Annotated in this window: 13 protein-coding genes; 2 read left to right on the forward strand and 11 right to left on the reverse strand. The window is 45.4% G+C overall.

Translation table 11 applies throughout. The features are described from left to right. Positions 1-36: 36 nt before the first annotated feature. A complete protein-coding gene (locus EOD41_RS16205) occupies positions 37-2,085 on the forward strand; it encodes a M13 family metallopeptidase (protein ID WP_127706832.1) in 2,049 nt (682 codons plus the stop codon). A gap of 77 nt (positions 2,086-2,162) precedes the next feature. Here the strand turns inward: EOD41_RS16205 and EOD41_RS16210 are convergent, their stop codons facing one another. The 6 genes from EOD41_RS16210 to recJ form a co-directional block, all read right to left on the reverse strand. After that, on the reverse strand, positions 2,163-2,681 hold the full coding sequence (locus EOD41_RS16210) for a hypothetical protein (protein ID WP_127706834.1): 519 nt from the start codon (positions 2,679-2,681) through the stop codon (positions 2,163-2,165). 384 nt (positions 2,682-3,065) lie between these two features. Beyond that, positions 3,066-4,745 carry an energy-dependent translational throttle protein EttA gene (gene ettA, locus EOD41_RS16215; RefSeq protein WP_127706836.1) on the reverse strand — a complete coding sequence of 560 codons (1,680 nt, stop codon included), beginning with the start codon at positions 4,743-4,745 and terminating at the stop codon, positions 3,066-3,068. Between the two features lie 323 nt (positions 4,746-5,068). Continuing rightward, the gene (locus EOD41_RS16220) at positions 5,069-7,312 is read right to left on the reverse strand and encodes an ATP-binding protein (RefSeq protein WP_127706838.1); all 2,244 of its coding nucleotides are present in this window, start codon (positions 7,310-7,312) and stop codon (positions 5,069-5,071) included. A 228-nt stretch (positions 7,313-7,540) separates the two neighbouring features. After that, the gene (locus EOD41_RS16225; RefSeq protein WP_127706840.1) at positions 7,541-8,362 is read right to left on the reverse strand and encodes an N-acetylmuramoyl-L-alanine amidase; all 822 of its coding nucleotides are present in this window, start codon (positions 8,360-8,362) and stop codon (positions 7,541-7,543) included. A gap of 25 nt (positions 8,363-8,387) precedes the next feature. Then, positions 8,388-9,233, reverse strand: coding sequence for a KPN_02809 family neutral zinc metallopeptidase (gene ypfJ / locus EOD41_RS16230; protein WP_127706842.1), 846 nt, complete (start codon positions 9,231-9,233; stop codon positions 8,388-8,390). 115 nt (positions 9,234-9,348) lie between these two features. Next, on the reverse strand, positions 9,349-11,046 hold the full coding sequence (gene recJ, locus EOD41_RS16235) for a single-stranded-DNA-specific exonuclease RecJ (protein WP_127706844.1): 1,698 nt from the start codon (positions 11,044-11,046) through the stop codon (positions 9,349-9,351). Between the two features lie 110 nt (positions 11,047-11,156). Here recJ and EOD41_RS16240 point away from each other — a divergent pair, with 110 nt between their 5' ends. Continuing rightward, the gene (locus tag EOD41_RS16240) at positions 11,157-11,927 is read left to right on the forward strand and encodes an MBL fold metallo-hydrolase (protein WP_127706846.1); all 771 of its coding nucleotides are present in this window, start codon (positions 11,157-11,159) and stop codon (positions 11,925-11,927) included. On the opposite strand, the gene EOD41_RS16245 is transcribed toward EOD41_RS16240, so the two are convergent. The 5 genes from EOD41_RS16245 to EOD41_RS16265 all read right to left on the reverse strand — a co-directional run bounded on the left by EOD41_RS16245 (position 11,924) and on the right by EOD41_RS16265 (position 21,130). After that, complete coding sequence (locus tag EOD41_RS16245) at positions 11,924-12,346, reverse strand: response regulator (RefSeq protein WP_127706848.1); 423 nt, start codon at positions 12,344-12,346, stop codon at positions 11,924-11,926. The genes EOD41_RS16240 and EOD41_RS16245 overlap by 4 nt on opposite strands. Positions 12,347-12,629: 283 nt before the next feature. Further along, positions 12,630-15,539, reverse strand: coding sequence for an aminomethyl-transferring glycine dehydrogenase (gcvP, locus tag EOD41_RS16250; RefSeq protein WP_127706850.1), 2,910 nt, complete (start codon positions 15,537-15,539; stop codon positions 12,630-12,632). Positions 15,540-15,811: 272 nt separating this feature from the next. Then, positions 15,812-16,531 (reverse strand): pyridoxine 5'-phosphate synthase, encoded by a 720-nt coding sequence (locus EOD41_RS16255; RefSeq protein WP_127707230.1) that lies wholly within the window; start codon positions 16,529-16,531, stop codon positions 15,812-15,814. A 331-nt stretch (positions 16,532-16,862) separates the two neighbouring features. Further along, positions 16,863-19,571, reverse strand: coding sequence for a GH92 family glycosyl hydrolase (locus EOD41_RS16260; RefSeq protein ID WP_127706852.1), 2,709 nt, complete (start codon positions 19,569-19,571; stop codon positions 16,863-16,865). Next, the gene (locus EOD41_RS16265) at positions 19,568-21,130 is read right to left on the reverse strand and encodes a sialate O-acetylesterase (RefSeq protein ID WP_127706854.1); all 1,563 of its coding nucleotides are present in this window, start codon (positions 21,128-21,130) and stop codon (positions 19,568-19,570) included. The genes EOD41_RS16260 and EOD41_RS16265 overlap by 4 nt, the downstream gene beginning before the upstream one ends. Between the last annotated feature and the right edge of the window lie 43 nt (positions 21,131-21,173).

The following is a 21,173-nucleotide window of genomic DNA, read 5'->3' on the forward strand; positions in this document are numbered from 1 at the left end:
ATATAAACCCATATATTTAACCAAATTTTAGGACAAATGAGATTAACCAAATGGGCATTACTGGCCATTGCAGCGGTTAGTGCTGCGGGCTGTAATAACGACAAAAAAGGCGCGCTGACTGAAGCGCCTGCACGAACCGTATTTTTTGATAAAACCGGCATGGATACCACCGTTAGCCCGGGCGAAAACTTCTTTTTATACGCCAGTGGAACGTGGATGAAAAAAACAAAGATACCGCCTTCGGAAACTGGCTGGGGATCATTTTATACCCTTTACGATGATAACCAGAAAAATCTTCACCAGATACTGGAAGGTCTGTCAAAAGAAGAGAACGATAAAGGCAGCGCCGCGCAAAAAGTAGCCGACCTGTACAAAAGCGGCATGGATACAGCCTCTATCGAAAAATTGGGCTATGAGCCTGTAAAGCCCTTGCTTAACAAAATACAAGGCATAAAAACCTACAAAGATGTGATTGCGGTTTCGGCAGACGGTTATAAAGATGGCAACGGCTTTTTGTTAGGATTCTATGTAAGCCCTGACGACCGTAACAGCGGTAAAAACGTAGCGCACTTTGATCAGGCCGGCCTTAACCTGCCCGAGCGCGATTACTACCTGAGCAGCGATGCTTCGAAAGCAGATATTCGCAAGGCATACGTAAAATACATCACAACCCTGTTTACTTACGCAGGTGAAACTCCTGAAGCGGCTGCTAAAAAGGCTGATAATGTACTGAAAATTGAAACTGAAATAGCCAAATCGCATTCTACCCCGGTTGAGCTGCGCGACCCGGTTAAAAATTATAACAAGTTTTTAGTAGCCGATCTCCAAAAACAAACGCCGGATATCGACCTCAAAGATGTTTTTAAACGCATGGATATTAATACCGATACTGTGCTTGTTGGTCAGCCCAAATACTATGTAACGCTTAACAGCTTGCTTAAAAGCCAGCCTGTTGACGCGTGGAAAGACAAATTACTGTTTAACGCGCTTAACCGTGCGGCACCTCACCTGAGCAAGAAATTCAGGGACGCTAATTTTGATTTCTTCAGCAAAAAGCTTTATGGACAGCAACAGCAAAAAGAGCGTTGGAAAGACATGGTGTCAACTGTGGATGGTGGCTTAGGCGAGTTACTTGGTCAGCTGTATGCCGAAAAGTATTTCACTTCAGACGCTAAAGACCGCATGCTGAAATTGGTAAACAACCTGCAGTCGGTTTATAAAGACCGTATTGAAAAGCTTGACTGGATGAGCCCTGAAACAAAAAAGAAAGCGCTTGAAAAGCTGAACTCGTTCACCAAAAAGATCGGTTATCCCGACAAGTGGAAAAAATATGATGATGTAGAGATCAATCCATCAGCATATTATGCTAACCTGCAATCGGTAGAGAAGCATGACTACAAGGAGATGATTGACAAGCTGAACAAGCCTGTTGATAAAACCGAATGGGGTATGACGCCGCCTACTGTTAACGCTTATTACAACCCGTCGTTCAACGAGATCGTTTTCCCGGCAGGTATATTGCAGTTCCCTTTCTTTGATAAGGATACCGACGATGCCATAAACTACGGTGCTATAGGCGCGGTTATAGGTCACGAAATGACCCACGGCTTTGACGACCAAGGGCGTCAGTACGATGCTCAAGGCAACCTGAAAGACTGGTGGACTCCAGCCGACGCTACTAAGTTTAAAAACAAGGTACAGGTAATGATAGATCAGTATAACAAATTTACTGTGCTTGATGGGCTGCATGTAAGCGGCAGCCTAACACAGGGTGAAAACCTTGCCGACATTGGCGGTTTGGCCATTGCTTACCAGGCCTTCAAGAACACCGGGCAAGGCAAAGGGAACGAAAAGATTGACGGCTTTACGCCTGATCAGCGTTTCTTCTTGTCGTTCGCACAGGTATGGCGTATCAAAAACAGTGACGAAACCATGCGTGTACGCATCAGTACCGATCCGCACTCGCCTGAAATGTTTCGCGTGAATGGTACGGTTTCAAACATGCCGGCCTTCTTTAAGGCCTTTAATGTTAAGCCCGGCGATAAAATGTACCGTGCTGATAAAGACCTGGTGAAAGTTTGGTAATTACCAGATATTCAAAAAACAAAAAAGCCACCCATACAGGTGGCTTTTTTGTTACCGGCCGGGTTAATTAATAACGTTTAGTATGAAGAAGCGTTTATGTAGTATTCCTCAGGACATACAGAGTAACCATACACGGTGTTTGGATTAATGCTGTTTATAACCAAATGCGTTATGGCTGTTTTATGCCAGTCGTAATTGGCATAATATGGAGGCACAGGAAAACTTGTGTTACGGTTGTTCCAGTATTGATAGGTTGAGCCCATATAAAACGGCAGATTTAATGAGTAGCTGTTATTATCAATATTGTACATGGTAACCGTGATGTATGCGTTGTTCACCGGAACTGTGATAAGGTTGCCGTTCACATCGGTAAGCCAGTATTTAAACTGCTGGTCATAGTACGAATCGTCGGGGTACGCGTACGTTCCAAGATGAAACGTGTTTCCAAATATCAGGTGCAATGTAACGTCGCAAGTGTATTGGCCTTTTAGTCCAATAGTTTCAGGTTTTACTTTGAGGGTGATCTCTTTTGCAGAAACAGATAAGGTAAAGCAGCTTAACAGTGTAAGCAGTAATAATGATTTAATAGTTTTCATTGGTTGGTTTGTTTTCGGTATATGATAAGAGGGCCGGTAAGCAGATTTTAGGTAATGAAAATTGGTTTGTTTAATTGGTAGGCAGCGGTAGAACTGCGAAGGCAATTTAGAGATATTGTTGATAAAAGCAAAAACGTTTTAGTGATTTTTGCAAATAAAAAATCCCTTTGTTTTGAAGAGGAATAAAGCGTAGGATTATGAAATGTATATAATAAGCGTCATTGCGAGCGATAGCGTGGCAATCTCTAAATCAACTTTGTCATTCTGAACGTAGTGAAGAATCTATTCGTTGATAGATGCTTCGTACCTCAGCATGATAAGAAAAAGTTCAGAGATTACTTCGCCGTTTCCTCCTCGTAATGACGCTTTCGGATAAATGGGATGTTACCCCAATTTTTTATACTTGATCCTTTTCGGACCAACATCACCAAGGCGCTTTTTCCGGTTTTCTTCATACTCGGTATAGTTACCGTCGAAGAAATACACTTGTGATTCACCTTCAAACGCCAGGATGTGGGTACAAATACGGTCGAGGAACCAGCGGTCGTGGCTGATGATTACGGCGCAGCCGCCGAAGTTTTCCAGCGCTTCCTCAAGTGAGCGTAAAGTATTTACGTCAATATCGTTGGTAGGCTCATCCAGTAGCAGTACGTTACTCCCTTTTTTAAGTGTAATGGCCAAATGCACACGGTTACGCTCGCCACCCGATAACACATTTATCTTTTTTTGCTGATCGGCACCGTTAAAGTTAAAGCGCGATACATAAGCCCTTGAATTGATAGGACGATTGCCTACCATAATATTATCGGTGCCTCCGGTAATGTTTTCCCAAACAGATTTATTCGGGTCAAGGTCGTCATGCATCTGGTCTACATAACCCAACGCCACGGTTTCACCTACGCGGAAAGTACCGGCGTCAGGCTGCTCCTGTCCGGTTATCAGGCGGAACAATGTTGTTTTACCTGCACCGTTCGGACCTATGATTCCAACAATACCTGCAGGCGGTAACGAAAAACTCAGGTTTTCAAACAACACCCTGTCGCCGTAAGCTTTTGTAACGTTATTGGCTTCTATCACCACGTTACCCAAGCGCGGTCCCGGAGGAATGAAGAGCTCCAGTTTTTCTTCACGGTCTTTGGTTTCCTCGCTGGCCAGTTTCTCATAATTTGATAAACGGGCCTTTGATTTGGCATGACGGGCTTTTGGCGCCATCCGTACCCACTCCAGTTCGCGCTCAAGGGTTTTCTGGCGCTTGCTTTCGGTTTTTTCTTCCTGGGCAAGGCGTTTCGCTTTTTGATCAAGCCATGATGAATAGTTTCCTTTCCAAGGAATACCCTCACCGCGGTCGAGCTCCAGTATCCAGCCCGCAACATTGTCAAGGAAATAGCGGTCGTGCGTAACGGCTATAACGGTGCCTTTGTATTGTTTAAGGTGCTGCTCCAGCCAGTCTATCGACTCGGCGTCTAGGTGGTTGGTAGGCTCGTCAAGCAGCAACACGTCAGGCTCCTGCAGCAACAGGCGGCACAAAGCCACACGGCGGCGCTCACCACCCGACAGTACAGCTATTTTGGTGTCAGGTTCAGGGCAGCGAAGGGCGTCCATAGCGCGCTCAAGCTTAGTGTCAAGCTCCCACGCATTAACAGCGTCAATTTTATCCTGAAGCTCTCCTTGGCGTGTCATCAGTTTATCCATGGCGTCCGCGTCGCTGTAGTATTCTTCCAGTCCGAACTTCTCGTTTATCTCTTCGTATTCTTTTAGAATAGCAGTTATAGCGGCAACGCCCTCTTCAACCACTTCACGCACGGTTTTTTCAGGGTCAAGCTCAGGTTCCTGACTTAAAATACCAACAGTATAACCTGGTGAGAACACCACCTCGCCCTGGTACGATTTATCGATACCCGCGATTATTTTTAATAGTGACGACTTACCGGAGCCGTTTAAACCGATAACGCCAATTTTGGCACCATAAAAAAATGAGAGGTATATATTTTTAAGAACCTGCTTTTGCGGGGGATAGATTTTGTTAACCCCGGCCATTGAAAATATTATCTTTTCGTCTGCCATGCGTAATTGTGTAAGGAAGCAAAGATGTAGTGAAAATCTGCCTTTAGCAAATATTTTTAAGGTTTGTAAAACGGTATGGAGAAGGTGATGTACAGGGTATTTTGGCTCGCTGTATGTTTATACGCATTAATTTGCTTTATTCTATCGGGCTATGTTTATTCAGATATTTTATTTCATACGAACTTGGGGCAGGTGCGGGCTGAATTAAAGAAAATCTTGTATAGTAGGATGCATTCGGGAGAAGATTTCTCCTCGTACCTCGTCGAAATGACAATCGTGGAAAAAGAAGAAGTTACTATAATTTGCGATAAGAGTTTATCAGCCTAATTCATATTATCCGTAGCCGGGTACCTACGGAACGCAACGTGGAAGGTAGCCCCCTTGCCAGCTTCGCTGTCAACCCAAACACGGCCGTGGTGCTTTTCGATTATACGCTTTACAATGGCCAGCCCAACGCCTGATCCTTCAAAGCTGTTGGCGTTTCGTGAGCGGCTGAAAAGTTCGAATATCTGCTCTTGGTCGGCTTTGTCAATGCCAATGCCATTATCGGCTATTGAATATTGTACGGTATGCTCATTCAATACTTCACCGTTTACAGTAACGGTTGGCTGTTCGGCCTTGCCCGAGTATTTTACAGCATTGCCCACCAGGTTTGAGAACACCTGCAGCACCATGGTTTCGTCGCCATGTATTTCTGGGGTATTTTCTATCTTAAGCTGCACGTTTGTGGTTCTATGGGCCACCAGCAGGTCGCGGCGAAGTTCATCAAGCAATTTCTGCATGTTAATGGCCTTTACTTTTAGCTTTGCCTGCCCAATACGCGAGTAATTCAGCACCTCGTCAATCATCTCCTGCATTTTAAACACATTACCTTCAATACGGTCCATCATGCTTTTCATCTGCGGCTCAAGCTCAAAACGGCTGCTTATAAGTTGCGAATAACTTTTTATAGCGGTAAGCGGGTTCTTAAGGTCGTGAGAAATGGTATAACTAAACGTATCCAGTTCCGCATAAGCCTCTCTCAGCTTTTCGTTCAGCATACGCAATTCGGTAGCTTTACGGTTAACCGAGAAGTTCACCTCATCGCGCAGCAATAAAACAGTGTCAACATCTGATTTACGCCAGCTTTCAGATGTGTTTTTTACATCCTGTGTCCATGCCTCAAATGAGTTGCGCGGCGAAATGTGCGACATGCCCTTACTGTCTACTTCAACAGGTTTATCGGGGTTTCCTGCCCAGGTTACCGTTGTGATAACTTCCGGCCTGAACCACAGCATGTACTCATCCATTTCGCGCGAAAGACGGCAGGCCAGCAAACCACTGGCATTTTTAACATAGTCTTTTGCTTCTTCAAACTGGCCCGACAGGTTGTTGGTAGTGTAAATATTCGCTTCCACACGTTCGTCAAGCCAGACAATTAATTTTTCAAGAAAAGCATTATCCGGTATAGAGCCAACAGTGTAAAACTGGTTTTCGTAAAACAACGCAGCGCCCGAACAATTTACCACCTCAGCTAAAGTAGCATCCTGTTTTATCAAAGCATCTTCAACCGGTACATTGCGCAACAGGTTACGGGTAAGTTGTTCAACCACCGCGCGCGACCGTTGCATACGGTGCTGGTCTTCTTCCTGCTGGCGGAAACTGATGGCTGACGACAATACCTGCCCAACCAGTTTGGCCGACTCGCGCTGATTAAAATTTATAAAGCGCGGCGAATAGTTATGACAGGCTATTAATCCCCAAAGCTTATCCTGATCAAGAATAGATACGCTGAAGCTTGATGCCACCCCCATATTTTTAAGGTACTGTATGTGTATTGGTGATACGGCGCGCAACGCGCTTGGTGTTAAATCAAGCGATATACCTGTTTTACCGTCAACATTGGTAAGTATGGCAGCAGGCTCGGCATGTACATCGGCAATAAGACGTACTAAATTTTGTTTGTACAAATCGCGCGCCTGCTTCGGAATATCAGACGCCGGGTAGTGAAGTCCCATCCAGCTTCCCAGATCATTGTTTTTCGCTTCAGCAACAACTTCTCCGTGCCCGTCATCATGAAACTTGTACACCATTACGCGGTCGTAATGGATAATTTGTTTTACTTGCTCAGCAGTATTACTCAACAATTTGTCGAGCTGCTTATCACCTAATATCTCCGAAAGTGAACGGCCAACCATTTGCTGCAGGTCGCCTTCAAGGTTTGATAGCTCAGGCTCAAATTCCAGCAAAAAGTATTCTTCTGTGGGGTTGATGATTACATTCAACGGGGTGCCTTTTACCAATATACGGTAAGCGTTACCTATTTTACTTATGTCGCGGTTATTAAACTGCACCACCTGTTTTACAATTTCAGATAGCTGCTCCCCTTCATCAACAAAGTCGTCAAGAGATTCGGCGTTTTTACCAAGCAATACATTAGCGGTTATCCCTAAAAATGCCTCAACGTTTTCGCTGCAAAAGCAAATTTGAAGTTTTTTATCTATCGCGATTAGAAAGCCGTGGCTTTGAACACGTCCGGGTATCCGGATTGGTTCGTTTTCGCAATTGGTGAGATCAACCTGAGACATAATTTAATTCAAAAGGTAGTTAATGCGCCATAACGCATTTAAACATAAGTAAATAATTTTTATTAATAAATTATTGGGTACAATTACGCAAACTTTTTTGGCTTTATCAAAACAATCACAACAATAATACTTTACTGCTTTACTGCTGTTAGCATATCGCTCATAATGTTAGTGTATTAGCTTAATAAACATGTTTGTTAGCAGTATTTTAAAAACGAAAAAGTTTAATTAATATTTCTGATACAAGTTATACAGGACGTTCAGGCCGAGTTGCGAAAGCTGCGGGAGGTTATCAACCTGCACAAAGTGTTGTTTAAAAGCAGCGATTGCGGCTGTAGGGTTGGCAGTATCGTAACCGATAAGTCGTAAAGCCGTGGCAACGTCGAAATTTTCTGGGGCCAGTTCGAGTACGTCGTCGCTCCAGTAGCCGAAGCCTTTTTGTGCAAGCAGTTTCCACGGAAATTGTTTACCGGGGTCAATCTTGCGTGCCGGGGCAATATCCTGGTGACCAATAAAATTTGCCGTAGGAATGTTATATGTTTTTTTTAGATGCGCCAGCAAAGTTAACAGGCTATTGATCTGCGCAGTAGCGAAGGGTTCTTTGCCGTTATTGTCAAGCTCAATGCCTATTGACGAACTGTTAATATCAGTCACGCTGCCCCATTTGGCCACGCCGCCATGCCAGGCACGCAGGTAATCGTTAAGCATATGGTACACCTTGCCATCCTTACCTACTACGTAATGGGCACTCACCTGTGTTTTGGTCATGGTGAAAGTTTTCAGTGTTTGCGCCGCCGAATCCTGTGCCGTATAATGGATCACCACATAATTAGGCTTGCGCAGATTAAAGTTCACTGTGCCTACCCACTCCGACGGTATTTTTATTCCTGAACTATCCAGTAATGAAACCGGCTCGTCACTTTGCAAAGTCTCTGCAAATGTTTCCGCCTGTTCTTTATACACCTTGTTGGTAACTGCATACGGGCCTTTGGGGGAGCAGGCGGTTAGGATAAGGACAGTTAGTAAGAGTAAGAGGTGGTGTTTTGGCATGATGGCTAAGGTACGCAAAGTTTTCCTACCTCAAACTCGGATCATTAAACGTATCGCCCTGGCTTATATCCCCCGTTTGGTAGCCTTTGTTGAACCAGTATTTACGTTGTTCACTGGTGCCGTGGGTGAAGCTGTCAGGTTCAACGCGGCCGCTGCTTTCCTGCTGCAGGCGGTCGTCACCTATCTGGTTGGCGGCGTTCAGGGCTTCTTCTATGTCACCGGCTTCAAGCACATTTTTAGTACTTTGTTCGTAATGGGCAAACACGCCGGCGTAAAAGTCGGCCTGCAGTTCAAGCATTACCGATAGTTTGTTGTATTCTGTCTCGCTTACACGACCACGTGCTTCTTCCAGTTTCTGACTGGTGCCAAGCAACTGCTGTACGTGATGACCAACCTCATGCGCTATCACATAAGCGCGGGCAAAGTCGCCGCCGGCGCCGAAACGGTTTTGCAGTTCGTCAAAAAATGAAAGGTCGATATATACTTTACGGTCGCCGGGACAGTAGAAAGGTCCGGTTGCAGATTGTGCGAAGCCGCATCCCTGTGTGCTAACGGCTCCTTCAAAAAAATGGAGTACAGGTTCTTCGTAATCGCGGCCCATCTGGCTGAAGAGCTGGTTCCAGATATCTTCGGTATCAGCAAGTACCACACGTACAAACTGTTTTTGCGGATCGTTGGGGTCGCTGCCTTTTGTTGTGGTTTGTTCAGTAGATTGTTGCCCCTGGTTGAGCACCTGAGATGGATCAATGCCGGTGAAAAAGTATATTGCCGCAGCAATTATGCCTACAAGGCCGCCGCCCATTGCCAATCCGCGACCACCGCCGCTGCCTTCTTCAGTATTACCGCTTTCGCGTCTTCCAAGCCATTTCATAGTTGAGGGAAATTCTAAAATCTAAATACTAAACTCTAAAAGCTAAGTTGAGAACATCAAATAATAAAAAAGGTTGTTCTGATTTTTTTAGAATTTAGAAATTAGATTTTAAAATTTAACATCTTATTCCCTTAATATTCAACTGTATCGACCGTTTATCTCGCCAGATGTTTTCTTCTATGCTATAACAAACATCAAAAGGTTGGCCTGCGCGTAGCTGTTCAAGGCACTCGCCATGATTAAAGGCAATACAATCAAACGCCGGTGAACCGGGCTGCATAATGCTCATTTTAATATGGTTACTACCCACAAGAGCAGGTGTGCCATTTAGTTGAACATTCCTCGATAAAAATACAGGCGACATGTTGCCCGGCCCGAATGGAGAGAACTGGTTAAGTACTCTGAAAAATTTGCCGTCGATTTGATTTAGTGTGATCTCGGCATCGATATTTATTTGCTGTACCAACTGCTCGGCCGTAATTGTAGAGCTTACTACTTCTTCAAACCTGTTCATAAACGCCTCAACGTTTTCAGGCTTCATGGTAAGGCCGGCGGCATATTTATGCCCGCCAAACTGAATAAGAAGGTCACTACAGCCGCAAAGCGCTTCGTAAAGGTCATACCCAAACACTGACCGTGCCGACCCAGCCACATGCCCGTTGGAACGGGTAAGCACTACTGTGGGCCGGTAATATTTTTCGGTAAGCCGTGATGCTACAATGCCTATCACACCCTTATGCCAGCGTTCGTTAAATACTACTGTTGATTTTCTATTAATCAGCACTTCGTTCGACCCTATCATGCCAAGGGCCTCGTCAGTTATATTAAGGTCGTGCTCCTTGCGTTCAAGGTTTTTAACGTTTATAAGCAGCCCTTTTTCTTTTGCTTCGTTCTCATCGCAGGCCATCAGCAGCTGCACGGCATGCTTGGCGTCGTCAATACGTCCGGCAGCGTTTATGCGCGGACCAAGCAGAAATACAATGTCTGATATGGTATAGCCGCTGCTCTTGCCTGCAACTTCCATCAGGGTTTTTACGCCGATGCATGGGTTGTTATTCAGTTTCTGCAAACCGAAATAAGCCAGCACCCTGTTTTCGCCGGTAATATGGACAATGTCGCAGGCTATACTTATGGCGGCAAGATCGATATACGCCATCACCTCATCAAAAGGGATATCATTTTTTTCGGCATACGCCTGAAGCAGCTTGAAGCCCACACCGCAGCCCGATAGTTCCTTATATGGATATGGGCAATCTGGTCGCTTAGGGTCGAGTACAGCAACAGCCGCGGGTATAGTATCGCCGCAGGTATGGTGGTCGCAAATAATAAAATCAATACCCAGGGTATTGGCGTAATCAATTTTATCTATTGATTTTATACCGCAATCGAGCGCGATGATGAGTGAAAAACCATTCGCAGCAGCAAAGTCAATACCTTGGGTTGATATACCGTAACCTTCGTTGTAACGGTCGGGTATATAATAGTCGAGATTATTGTAACGTTCGCTGAAAAAACCATACACAGTTGATACTGCGGTAGTACCGTCAACATCGTAGTCACCGTAAATCAAGATCTTTTCGTTGCGGGAAATTGCCAGTTCGATACGGCTAACGGCCTTTTCCATATCAGCCATCAGAAAAGGATCATGCAGGTGGCGGATATCAGGGCGGAAGAACCAGCGGGCCTCGTCGTAGGTGTTGATACCCCTGTCAACAAGCAGTTTACTTAAAACGGTGTCGATATTCAGTTCGGCAGCCAGCCTTTTTACATTCTCCTCACTAATATCCGGCCTCATGGCCCACCGTTTATTCATATCTTTGCACCGTAAAAACAGTAAATATAATATTTTTTTGCAAGGTGCGTGGCGTTTAACGCAAGGCGAAATTACACCATCTGCCACCCGCCTTGCCCCAAGCATATACCATGGAAATATACACGCTGGGCGAAGGCTCATACTCAGTTGACAGCACCAAGAAATTTATTCCTTTTAACCCGGAAACCGACGATAAAAAAAGCCGGCCAGGATCGTTGTTCATTCATGTAAATCCTTTCCTGATAAAAACGGCAAGCGAACTGATATTGCTTGATGCCGGATTGGGATTTAAGGATACCCGCAACGAACTCCATCTGCATCAGCACATACGCAACGCGGGTTTTGATCCGGATGAGGTGACGCTTGTATTGATGTCGCACCTGCACTACGACCATTCGGGCGGGCTGGTAATTGAGCGTAACGGCAAACTCGAACCGAGTTTTCCGCAGGCAAGGCACGTGGTACAAAAAGGGGAGTGGGAATTTGCTTTTAGCGGTAAGTCGTCATCATACCACATAGAAATATTTGAGGCGCTGAAGGATAGCGTTGACTGGACCTTTACCGAAGGCAACGGCGAACTGCAGTCGGGTATTACATATCAGCATTCCGGCGGGCATTGTCCATATCACCAGGTATTTTTGATTGAAGAAAACGGCCAGAAAGCATTTTTTGGAGGCGACGAGCTTCCTGAACCCGAACAATTACTGAGGCGCTTTGTGGCTAAGTATGATTACGATGGACATAAAGCCATGGAGCTACGCGAAGAGTATGGCAAGCAGGCATCTGCTGAAGGCTGGCAATGCTTATTTTACCACTCTAAAGGAACAACCGTTGGTACCGTTAAGCAGGAAGATGATCACTTTACCGTACAGGCTGTTTAGTCTTCTTTTCCTACGTTAAAAATTTCTTTTATACGTTCAACGTTAAGCGGCTTCGAAATAAAATCCTCAACCAGCGGGTATGATTTTGCTTTGCTGATATCGTTGCTGAATACTGAAGATGATATAATGAATATCTTGGTTTTTTTAAGCGGATCGATACCAAGGCGCATGTATTCGTCCAGAAATTCCCATCCGTTCATGATAGGCATGTTAATATCCAGCAAAATGTAATCAGGGAGGCTGCTTGGATCTTTCTTTTGAAGAGTTACAAGCTGATCAATAGCGAAACGTCCGTTCAGGCATGCCGTTATATCAGTATTCAATATCGCTTTTTTAATAAGCTTTATCGAAATAAAATTGTTGATCTCGTCATCGTCCACTAACAGAACGCTTATGGTTTTGTTGCTTGTAATTGTCATAGTTGTTATACGGGCACAAAAATAAAAGGTTATATTCCTTAAAGTTGTATTTAATTAAATATTTGTATAATACGTGTGTAAACTTTAAATGTTTCCACAAATACAACTTGAAGAACAAAACATTATGCTACAGCTCTAAATATAAGAAGTTGGTATCTCCTAATCTTATTTTCCCTTTTACACTGGCCATTTTTTTATAATACGTACAAGGAGTGTGAAAAATTACACACTCCTTGTACAATCGGGCAAGTGCCCGTCTTTTTGACATAGCTTTGCTATAGTATCAAGTGCCGAATTCAGGTGTGGTTACTTCACTTTCCTCAAACTCGTACTCGGTAAGCGGAGGGCATGAGCATATCAGCGTGCGGTCGCCGTATGTATCATTCACCCGGCCTACTGATGGCCAAAATTTATAAGCGGCCACATATGGCAGCGGGAAGGCTGCTTTTTGACGGGTATATGGGTGCTCCCAGTCGTTACCGGTAACTACAGCCGCAGTATGCGGAGCGTTTTTAAGCGGATTATCAGTTTTGTCCGAAACACCGCTTTCCACATCCTTTATTTCATTACGGATGGCTATCATGGCATCACAGAAACGGTCGAGCTCGTGTTTCGGTTCAGATTCCGTAGGCTCAATCATTACTGTACCCGCAACCGGGAACGATACTGTAGGCGCGTGGAAGCCATAGTCCATTAAACGCTTGGCAATATCAGTCACCTCAATGCCATAGGCTTTAAACGCGCGGCAATCCAATATCATTTCATGCGCGCAACGGCCTTTACTGCCGGTGTACAACACAGGATAATGTGCTTTTAGCCTTGTTTTAATATAGTTGGCGTTCAATATAGCGTATTTGGTAGCGCTGGTTAAACCTTCGCCGCCCATCATGGCTATATAAGCGTGTGATATAATTAATATAGATGCCGAGCCCCAAGGCGCTGCCGATACAGCAGGGATAGATTTTCCTTTGTCGATATCAACTACAGCGTGACCAGGTAAATAAGGCACCAGGTGTTTGGCTACGCCGATTGGGCCCATGCCCGGCCCGCCGCCGCCATGCGGAATACAGAAAGTTTTGTGCAGATTCAGGTGGCAAACGTCGGCGCCAATCGTAGCCGGACTTGTCAGGCCTACCTGCGCGTTCATGTTAGCTCCGTCCATATAAACTTGACCGCCGTTGGCATGAATTATTTCGCAAACCTCGATGATACTTTCCTCAAACACACCATGTGTGGATGGGTAAGTCACCATCAGGCAGGATAGTTCGTTTTTATACTGTTCGGCTTTAGCTTTTAGGTCGGCTACATCAATGTTACCATTATCATCACACTTTACCACCACTATCTTCATACCTGCCATGGCCGCCGAAGCAGGGTTGGTACCGTGTGCCGATGATGGTATCAATGCGATGTTACGATGCGTATCACCCCTGTCGTTATGGTAAGCACGAATAACCATCAGGCCTGCGTACTCACCTTGCGCACCCGCGTTTGGCTGTAAGCTCATGGCCGCGAAGCCTGTAATTTCACTCAACCACGCATCAAGCTCGGCAAATAGCTGCATGTAACCCCCGGTTTGGTCCACAGGGGCAAACGGGTGTATTCTGCTGAACTCAGCCCAGGTAACCGGCACCATCTCTGTAGTGGCGTTCAGTTTCATGGTGCACGAGCCAAGCGCTATCATGCTATGGCAAAGCGACAAATCTTTGGTTTCAAGCGATTTTATATAACGCAGCATTTCATGTTCCGAATGGTGCGAATTAAATACCGGGTGGGTTAAGTAAGCCGAAGTGCGCTGCAATGCCGCCGGAATGGTGGTTTGCAGATTACTTTTCAGCTCATCAATATTTACATCGTTAAGGTTTTTGCCTTTTACTTTGGCAAAGAACCTTACTATTGTTTTTACATCTTCAGGAGACGTAGTTTCATCAAGTGAAATAGTAACTATTGAACCATTGTAGTTCAGGTTCATTTCGTTGTTTAAAGCCTCGCCGTGCAGCGGGCCAACCAGTTCGCCAAGGTCAAACTGCAGGGTATCAAAATAAGCGGTGTTAAGCTGTTTGTAGCCTAACTCTTCCAGCGAGTTCGACAACAAAACAGTCAAGCCGTGAATACGCTCAGCTATCAGCTTCAAGCCTTTTGGACCGTGGTAAGCAGCATACATACCGGCCATTATGGCCAGCAGTGCCTGCGCGGTACAAATATTTGAAGTTGCTTTATCCCTGCGGATATGCTGCTCGCGGGTTTGCAGCGCCATGCGTAGTGCGTAGTTGTTGGCGCTATCGATAGTAACACCGATTATACGGCCGGGCATACTGCGTTTATATTCTTCTTTTGTTGCGAAGAATGCTGCGTGCGGACCGCCAAAGCCCATCGGAATACCGAAGCGTTGTGATGTACCTACCACAATGTCGGCACCCCATTCACCCGGAGGCGTTAACAGTACCAGGCTCATTAAATCGGCAACAACAGTTAGTTTGATGCCTTTTTCATGTGCTTTGGCCGCAAAGTCTTTATAATCATACACCTCGCCGTTCTTTGCAGGGTATTGTACAATAGCGCCGAACATGTCGTCAGATAGTTCAACGTTTTCATGACTGCCAATTACCAGCTCGATGCCAAAAGGTTCCGAGCGGGTTTTCAGAATATCTATGGTTTGAGCGAAAAGCTCGTCGCTTACAAAAAATTTGGTTGCTTTTTGATTTTTACGCAAGCTGTATTGCATAAACATGGCTTCCGCAGCGGCAGTGCCTTCATCAAGCAGCGACGCGTTTGCAATTTCCATCCCGGTAAGGTCGATCACCATGGTTTGGAAATTTAGCAACGCCTGCAAACGGCCCTGTGCAATTTCGGCCTGGTAGGGAGTGTATTGTGTGTACCATCCCGGGTTCTCCAATATATTACGTTGGATAACACCCGGTACAATTACGTCGTAATATCCCTGACCGATGTATGATTTGAAAACCTTGTTTCTTGAAGCGGTTTGCTTCAGTGTGTTTAGATAATCGAACTCACTTTTTGCCGGCGGAAGGTTAAGCGGTTGCTTCAGCCTGATGGGTGCCGGTATGGTTTGCTCAATAAGTTCGTCGATAGAATTTACCCCTACTGTTTTCAGCATTTCTGCTGTGTCAGCTTCATTTGGGGCAATGTGGCGAAACTGGAATTTCTCCTGGTAATCAGTGTTCAGTTGCATTTAATGATGGCCCTGTTAATATTGCGCAAAGGTACAATTAATTAACCGGATGTCAATTATGTAACCTGTTATTGACACTGGGTTTACATGGTTACTTCAACTGCTGATTTGCGGGATTATTTGATTGCACAGATTAAGAAGTTCTATCAAATGTCATTGCGAGCGATAGCCTGGAAAGCTCTGAATTTTGCAGGCGGATTGTATGTGTAGAGATTACTTCGTTCCTCGCTATGACGCGCGTAAAAATCAAGTCAATCCTCAAATCACACAAATCATGATTTAAGACAATGTAAGTACTGCTCTATGGTGCTCTCCAAACCGTAATATAACGCGTCGCATATCAACGCATGACCAATACTTACTTCATCCAAACCAGGCAAGTTCTTAGCAAAAAACTCAAGGTTGTCAAGACTAAGGTCATGCCCGGCGTTTATGCCGAGGCCGGCTTCTTTTGCAATTTTTGCGGCAGCTACATATGGCGCTATGGCCAGTTCGCGGCCCTGGTAATAGTGATGTGCGTAGCTTTCAGTGTACAGTTCAATACGGTCGGTTCCGGTAGTGGCGGCGGCTTCAACCATTTGCGGTACCGGGTCAACAAATATTGAAACGCGAATCCCCGCTTCTTTAAACGGTGCTATCGCGTCTTTAAGATATTGCTGGTTCTCGATAGTATCCCAGCCATGGTTTGAGGTAAGCTGCTCCAGCGCGTCGGGCACCAGTGTTACCTGATGCGGTTTTGTTGCGAGTACCAGATCAACAAACTTCTTTTCGCGGCTATTGCCTTCGATATTAAACTCGGTAGCCAGCACTTCTTTAAGCAGATGTACATCGCTGTAACGAATATGCCGCTCGTCGGGGCGGGGGTGTACGGTAATGCCCTGTGCGCCAAAGCGTTCGCAATCCATAGCCACCTTTAAAACATCCGGGTTGTTGCCGCCACGTGAATTGCGCAACGTAGCTATTTTGTTTATGTTGACAGACAAACGTACCATAATCGTGTCGGCTGAATTTTCCTGCAAATATCTATTTAATTACTGTTTAAACAGTAAAATGTATTTTTAGATTGAAAGATTTGAAGATTTGATGATGTAACACCATCTATGTCATTTCGACTGTAAGGAGAAATCTTCTGAAACTTTTGTATGACGAAGAAGATTTCTCCTCGTTCCTCGTCGAAATGACATGGGATAACGCCCATCTTAATTAAACAAAAAAGCGTTCACAACTTTTAAAGTTATCAACGCTTCCCCTTAATGTCATTCTGAACGTTGTGAAGAACCTATTCATCAATAGACGCTTCGTTCGTTAGCATGACAAATATTACTAATTCGCTACCGGCAACCCTGCTACGCCCCAGGCCTTATTCGGTTTTGGTCCAAGCCATAGCTCCAGCTGCCCGCCTTTTGCATATTCGGCATGGGTGAACCAGAATTTGTTAAGCGCCTTTCCGTTCAATGTGGCTTTTTGTATGTAAACGTTGTCTTTTGAATTGTTATGTGTAGTGATGACAAACTGTTTACCAGGGTAATATTCCGGGTCGAGTTTGATCACCACCTTATCAAATATCGGGCTTGTAATATCATACACAGGCGTAGTAGCTACGTTACCCTGCAGATTAAATAACCCGATAGCCATCAGTACGCTTAAACCGCCCATTTGCCCCTGATCTTCATCCTGACCGCCATAGCCTATGTCAGGAGTAGTACCACCGTAAGCTTTATCCTGTACACGGCGCACCCAGTACTGCGTAAGCCATGGCTTACCGGCATAGTTGAACACATGCGCGTCGCTAAGGCCAGGCTGATTGGCATAGCTGATATAGCCGCTGCTGTAATCGAACACAAAATCGCTTGGCTCGGCTTTTTCAAAGGCGTGGTTGAGCTTTTCAGTCAGCACATCATTACCGCCCATTAATCTTGCCAAACCCGGGATATCATGCGATACGCACCAGGTGGCCTGCCACGCGTTAGCTTCAATCCAACCGGCGCCGCTAAGCGGGTTCTTGTGCGCAAATTTTCCTTCCCTGTTTTTTGGGAACAGCAGCTTTTGCTCAGGGTCGAACAAATTTTTCCAGCCTTTAGAGCGCTTTGTGAAAAAGTTATAATCATCTGTTTTACCCAGCTTTTTTGCCATTTGCGCTATCGCAAAGTCCTGAAAAACGGCTTCAACAGTGATACCGGCATTATCAGGCCAGTAACCTTTTTCAGTATAAAACTTAATATCATCGGCAGCGCCAAGCATACCGCCGGGAAGCGCGTTGCGTTTAACAGCGTCAAAAGCTGTTGGGATATCATATTTGGTGAGCAGGCCTTTCATATAAGTTCCTACTATCAGGTTAGTTGCCGGGCAGCTTGTCATGATATACGAATAACCGCCGCCTGCAGGGCCACGCGGCAGCAGTTTCCCGTTCTCGGCATATTGCAGCATCGATGCTGACATTTCATCCTGCACTTCGGGCCATGCAAGGCCCCAAAGCACATTCAGGTTCCATTGGGTAAGCCACCAGGCGTCACTGTTGTACATATTGTAACGTGGCTTACCGTCTTTACCTTTCGGTAGCGTACGCACTTTGAATACGTTGTTGGTGAAATTGCCATCACGTGTCCCTTCGGTATTATCAGGATAATCGCCGTTTACGTCATTGTTCATGTGCCGTCCTAAAAGAACATGCCACAAGTCGGTATAAAATTTTACTTTCTGGTCGGTTGTACCGCCGGTAACCTGCATGCGGCCCAGCCAATCGTTCCATACCGTGCGCGACTCGTTACACACCTTGTCAAAATCCCAGGTTGAGCACTCAACGGCCATGTTGTTTTTAGCATTTTCAACACTGGTGTACGATAAACCTATTTTCATCAATATCTCGTCACCCGCCTTAACGTCATATTGTGCGGCAACGCCTACGCTATCTCCTTCAAGCACATTTACATCAGCGATTTTGTTGCTCCCTTTCCAGCCTGCAAGGGCTTTGTAAGGCTTATCAAACTTTATACTGAAGAAAACCCTTACATCTTTTGGTCCTCCCCAGTACCTTTTTATTGAGCTGAACGAACCTTCAAACTCTTTATCGCTGATCTTTTTAACACGAGCGTTAGCCATAGTACTGTTTGACACGAAACCACCAAGGTTGGTAATGATCTGTACAGGAAGATCATCAGTATAGCGGAATTTATAAAAGCCTACCCTATTGGTACTGGTTTGCTCAACCCATACTTTATGATTGCGCAGGTAAACACGGTGGTAGCCCGGCTGCACCAGTTCGTCGTCATGGCTGAACTCTGATTTCCAGCCTTCTTGTCCTTTGGTAACAGGGGTTGATTGTAAGGCAGGCATTACTTCAATGCCCGACAGCATCCAGTCGTGAATCTGCGGAAAGCTTAATATTTCGTTCTCGTTGTAGTTATAACCACCGCCACCCTGGTTCTTGTTACGTGTCATAGGTGCCGAAGCAAGCATACCAAACGGGCGGCAGCCTGTGGTGAAAAAGAAAAAACGGCCGCGGTTTGTTTCAATATATGGGTCAACCCAACTTACATAATCGGCATATTGCTTTGATGATGGGAACACTTCTATCTCTGAGAAGCCGATGTCTTTTCCTGTACCGTCGGTTACAACAAATTTTACCCATTTTACCGTGCGCGCTGTAAATTTCACTACCCGTGCTGTGCCATTATTGGGTATCTGGTTTGCCCAAACAAAACTACCGTCGCTGAAAACGAGTTTAGTTGTGGCCACATGCTCGTTAAGTTCAGGGCGATCATACAATATTACTTTGCTGATGCTTTGCGGCTTGTCCCATTCCAGTTGTATCCACGGGAAACGCACATAGCCCCAATCGGTAGTCTGCCCTTCGCAGGCCCACTGGCCTTTTCCGGTTACACCGATAATACCATCGGTAACATTTTGTGCAGCATACTTAGAATTTAAACTGGTTGAGGCGGTAACCTTTGCCTGGGGCGCGATATTATCGGGCCCGGCAATGGCTGACGTGCAGGCAAGCAAAGCGCCGGCAAGTAAAATTGTGTATCTCATAATTCTTCGTTAAGGCGTTTATAGTCGACTTTTATTTTGGCGCCGCTGCCATCATCTGCCCAACCGTCGGTACGGAAAGGCTCGGCCGGCAACCCGGCTTTATTCATAAAGTTTGTAACAGCTGTGTTAGTGAAGGCATAACGTGCAGCAACCGGCTTGGTAACTTTTGCTGAGCTCAGCACCACTTCATCACCTTTTATAACCGCTGTTGCGGGATAAAAAACGGCATCCTCACCGGCAATAAAAAACTCAGCAGGAGCTTTTTTGTCGGCAGTAGCTAATCCCCCATCAAGCGTCTTGCTTTTGTATGATACGATGATCTGGTTGCCATCAACCCTAATCTTGTTAAGCTGCGGGCCAAGGTATTGTACGTTGCCGAAGCCGTAATCTTTATTCAGCGCGATTCTTGCCAAACGCAGGCCAATTGGTTTTTTACGGCGCGGGTGCAGGTTGCGCGGCGCGTCCGGATCGTCGGTAGTTACTACCATTTCGGTGTTTTTAAGCTTACGTACATTTGCCTGCGCTTCGCGGAAAATGGCGTAATCAAAAGCTTTCGGATCTTCATTGTTCCAATAAAACGAAGGCACTTGCACAAGGTAGAACGGCAAATCGCCCTGGCCGAAATCACTGCGCCAGCCTTTTATCATAGCCGTTAGCAGACGTGTGTATTTGTTTTTGTCATTACGGTTAAACTCGCCCTGATACCATATAAAACCTTTAATGCTTAAGCCTGCCAGCGGATGTATCATTGCATTGTACAGCAAGGTTGGGCGGGTAACTTTTTCAAAGGTGAAGCCGCCATCAATTACTTCTTTTGATTTGGGGCTGTTATCGTACTCACGCAGGTACTTGTTATATAGCACGGTGTCGGCTTCCATTATTTTACGGTTTGTCCACGCCTGAGCGGTTGACGCGCCTATGGTTGACAGCACCACCCCTACCGGCAGCTTAGTGTTTTTGTGTATCTCGCTGGCAAAGTAATATGCTACAGCGCTAAAACGGCCGGCAGTTTCAGGTGTGCATATTTGCCATTTACCTTTTACTTCGTCAAACGGCTGCGCCTTAAAGTTTAAATCGGTATAAAAAAGCCTGATATTAGGAAAGTTCGCCTTAGGTACTTCGTGCTGCCAGTCGATAACGCCATTGTTCTTGCCCTCTTCTCCCTTAAGCGAATATTGCATATTTGATTGACCGCTTGCTATCCATACCTCTCCTATCAGCAGGTTGTTAAGGGTAATAGTTTTTGCACCATCGGTTATCACCAGTGTATGCGGTGTAAAATCGCCCGGTTTTGCTTTAGGCACTTTTATGGCTCCCCGCCAGTGGCCTGCGGTATCGGCCTCAATGGTGGTTTGCTTGCCTGTCCAGTCGCCTTTTATGGTGATCTTGTCGCCCGGGCTGGCTTTGCCCCATATAGTGAACGGTTTGTTTTGCTGCATCACCATATTGCTTTGAAACAAATTGGCGGTTTTAAAGGCAGCAGTGTCGGCAGTAGCGGCAAAAACCACAGCGTTAATACAAACTGATAAAAAAAGCAGAAGGGTAAATTTAATTTTCATGATTACGATTTGATTTTAAGGAAGAAGGTTTCACGCCAATGCA

This window comes from Mucilaginibacter limnophilus (genome assembly GCF_004005815.1).
Lineage (GTDB): Bacteria > Bacteroidota > Bacteroidia > Sphingobacteriales > Sphingobacteriaceae > Mucilaginibacter > Mucilaginibacter limnophilus.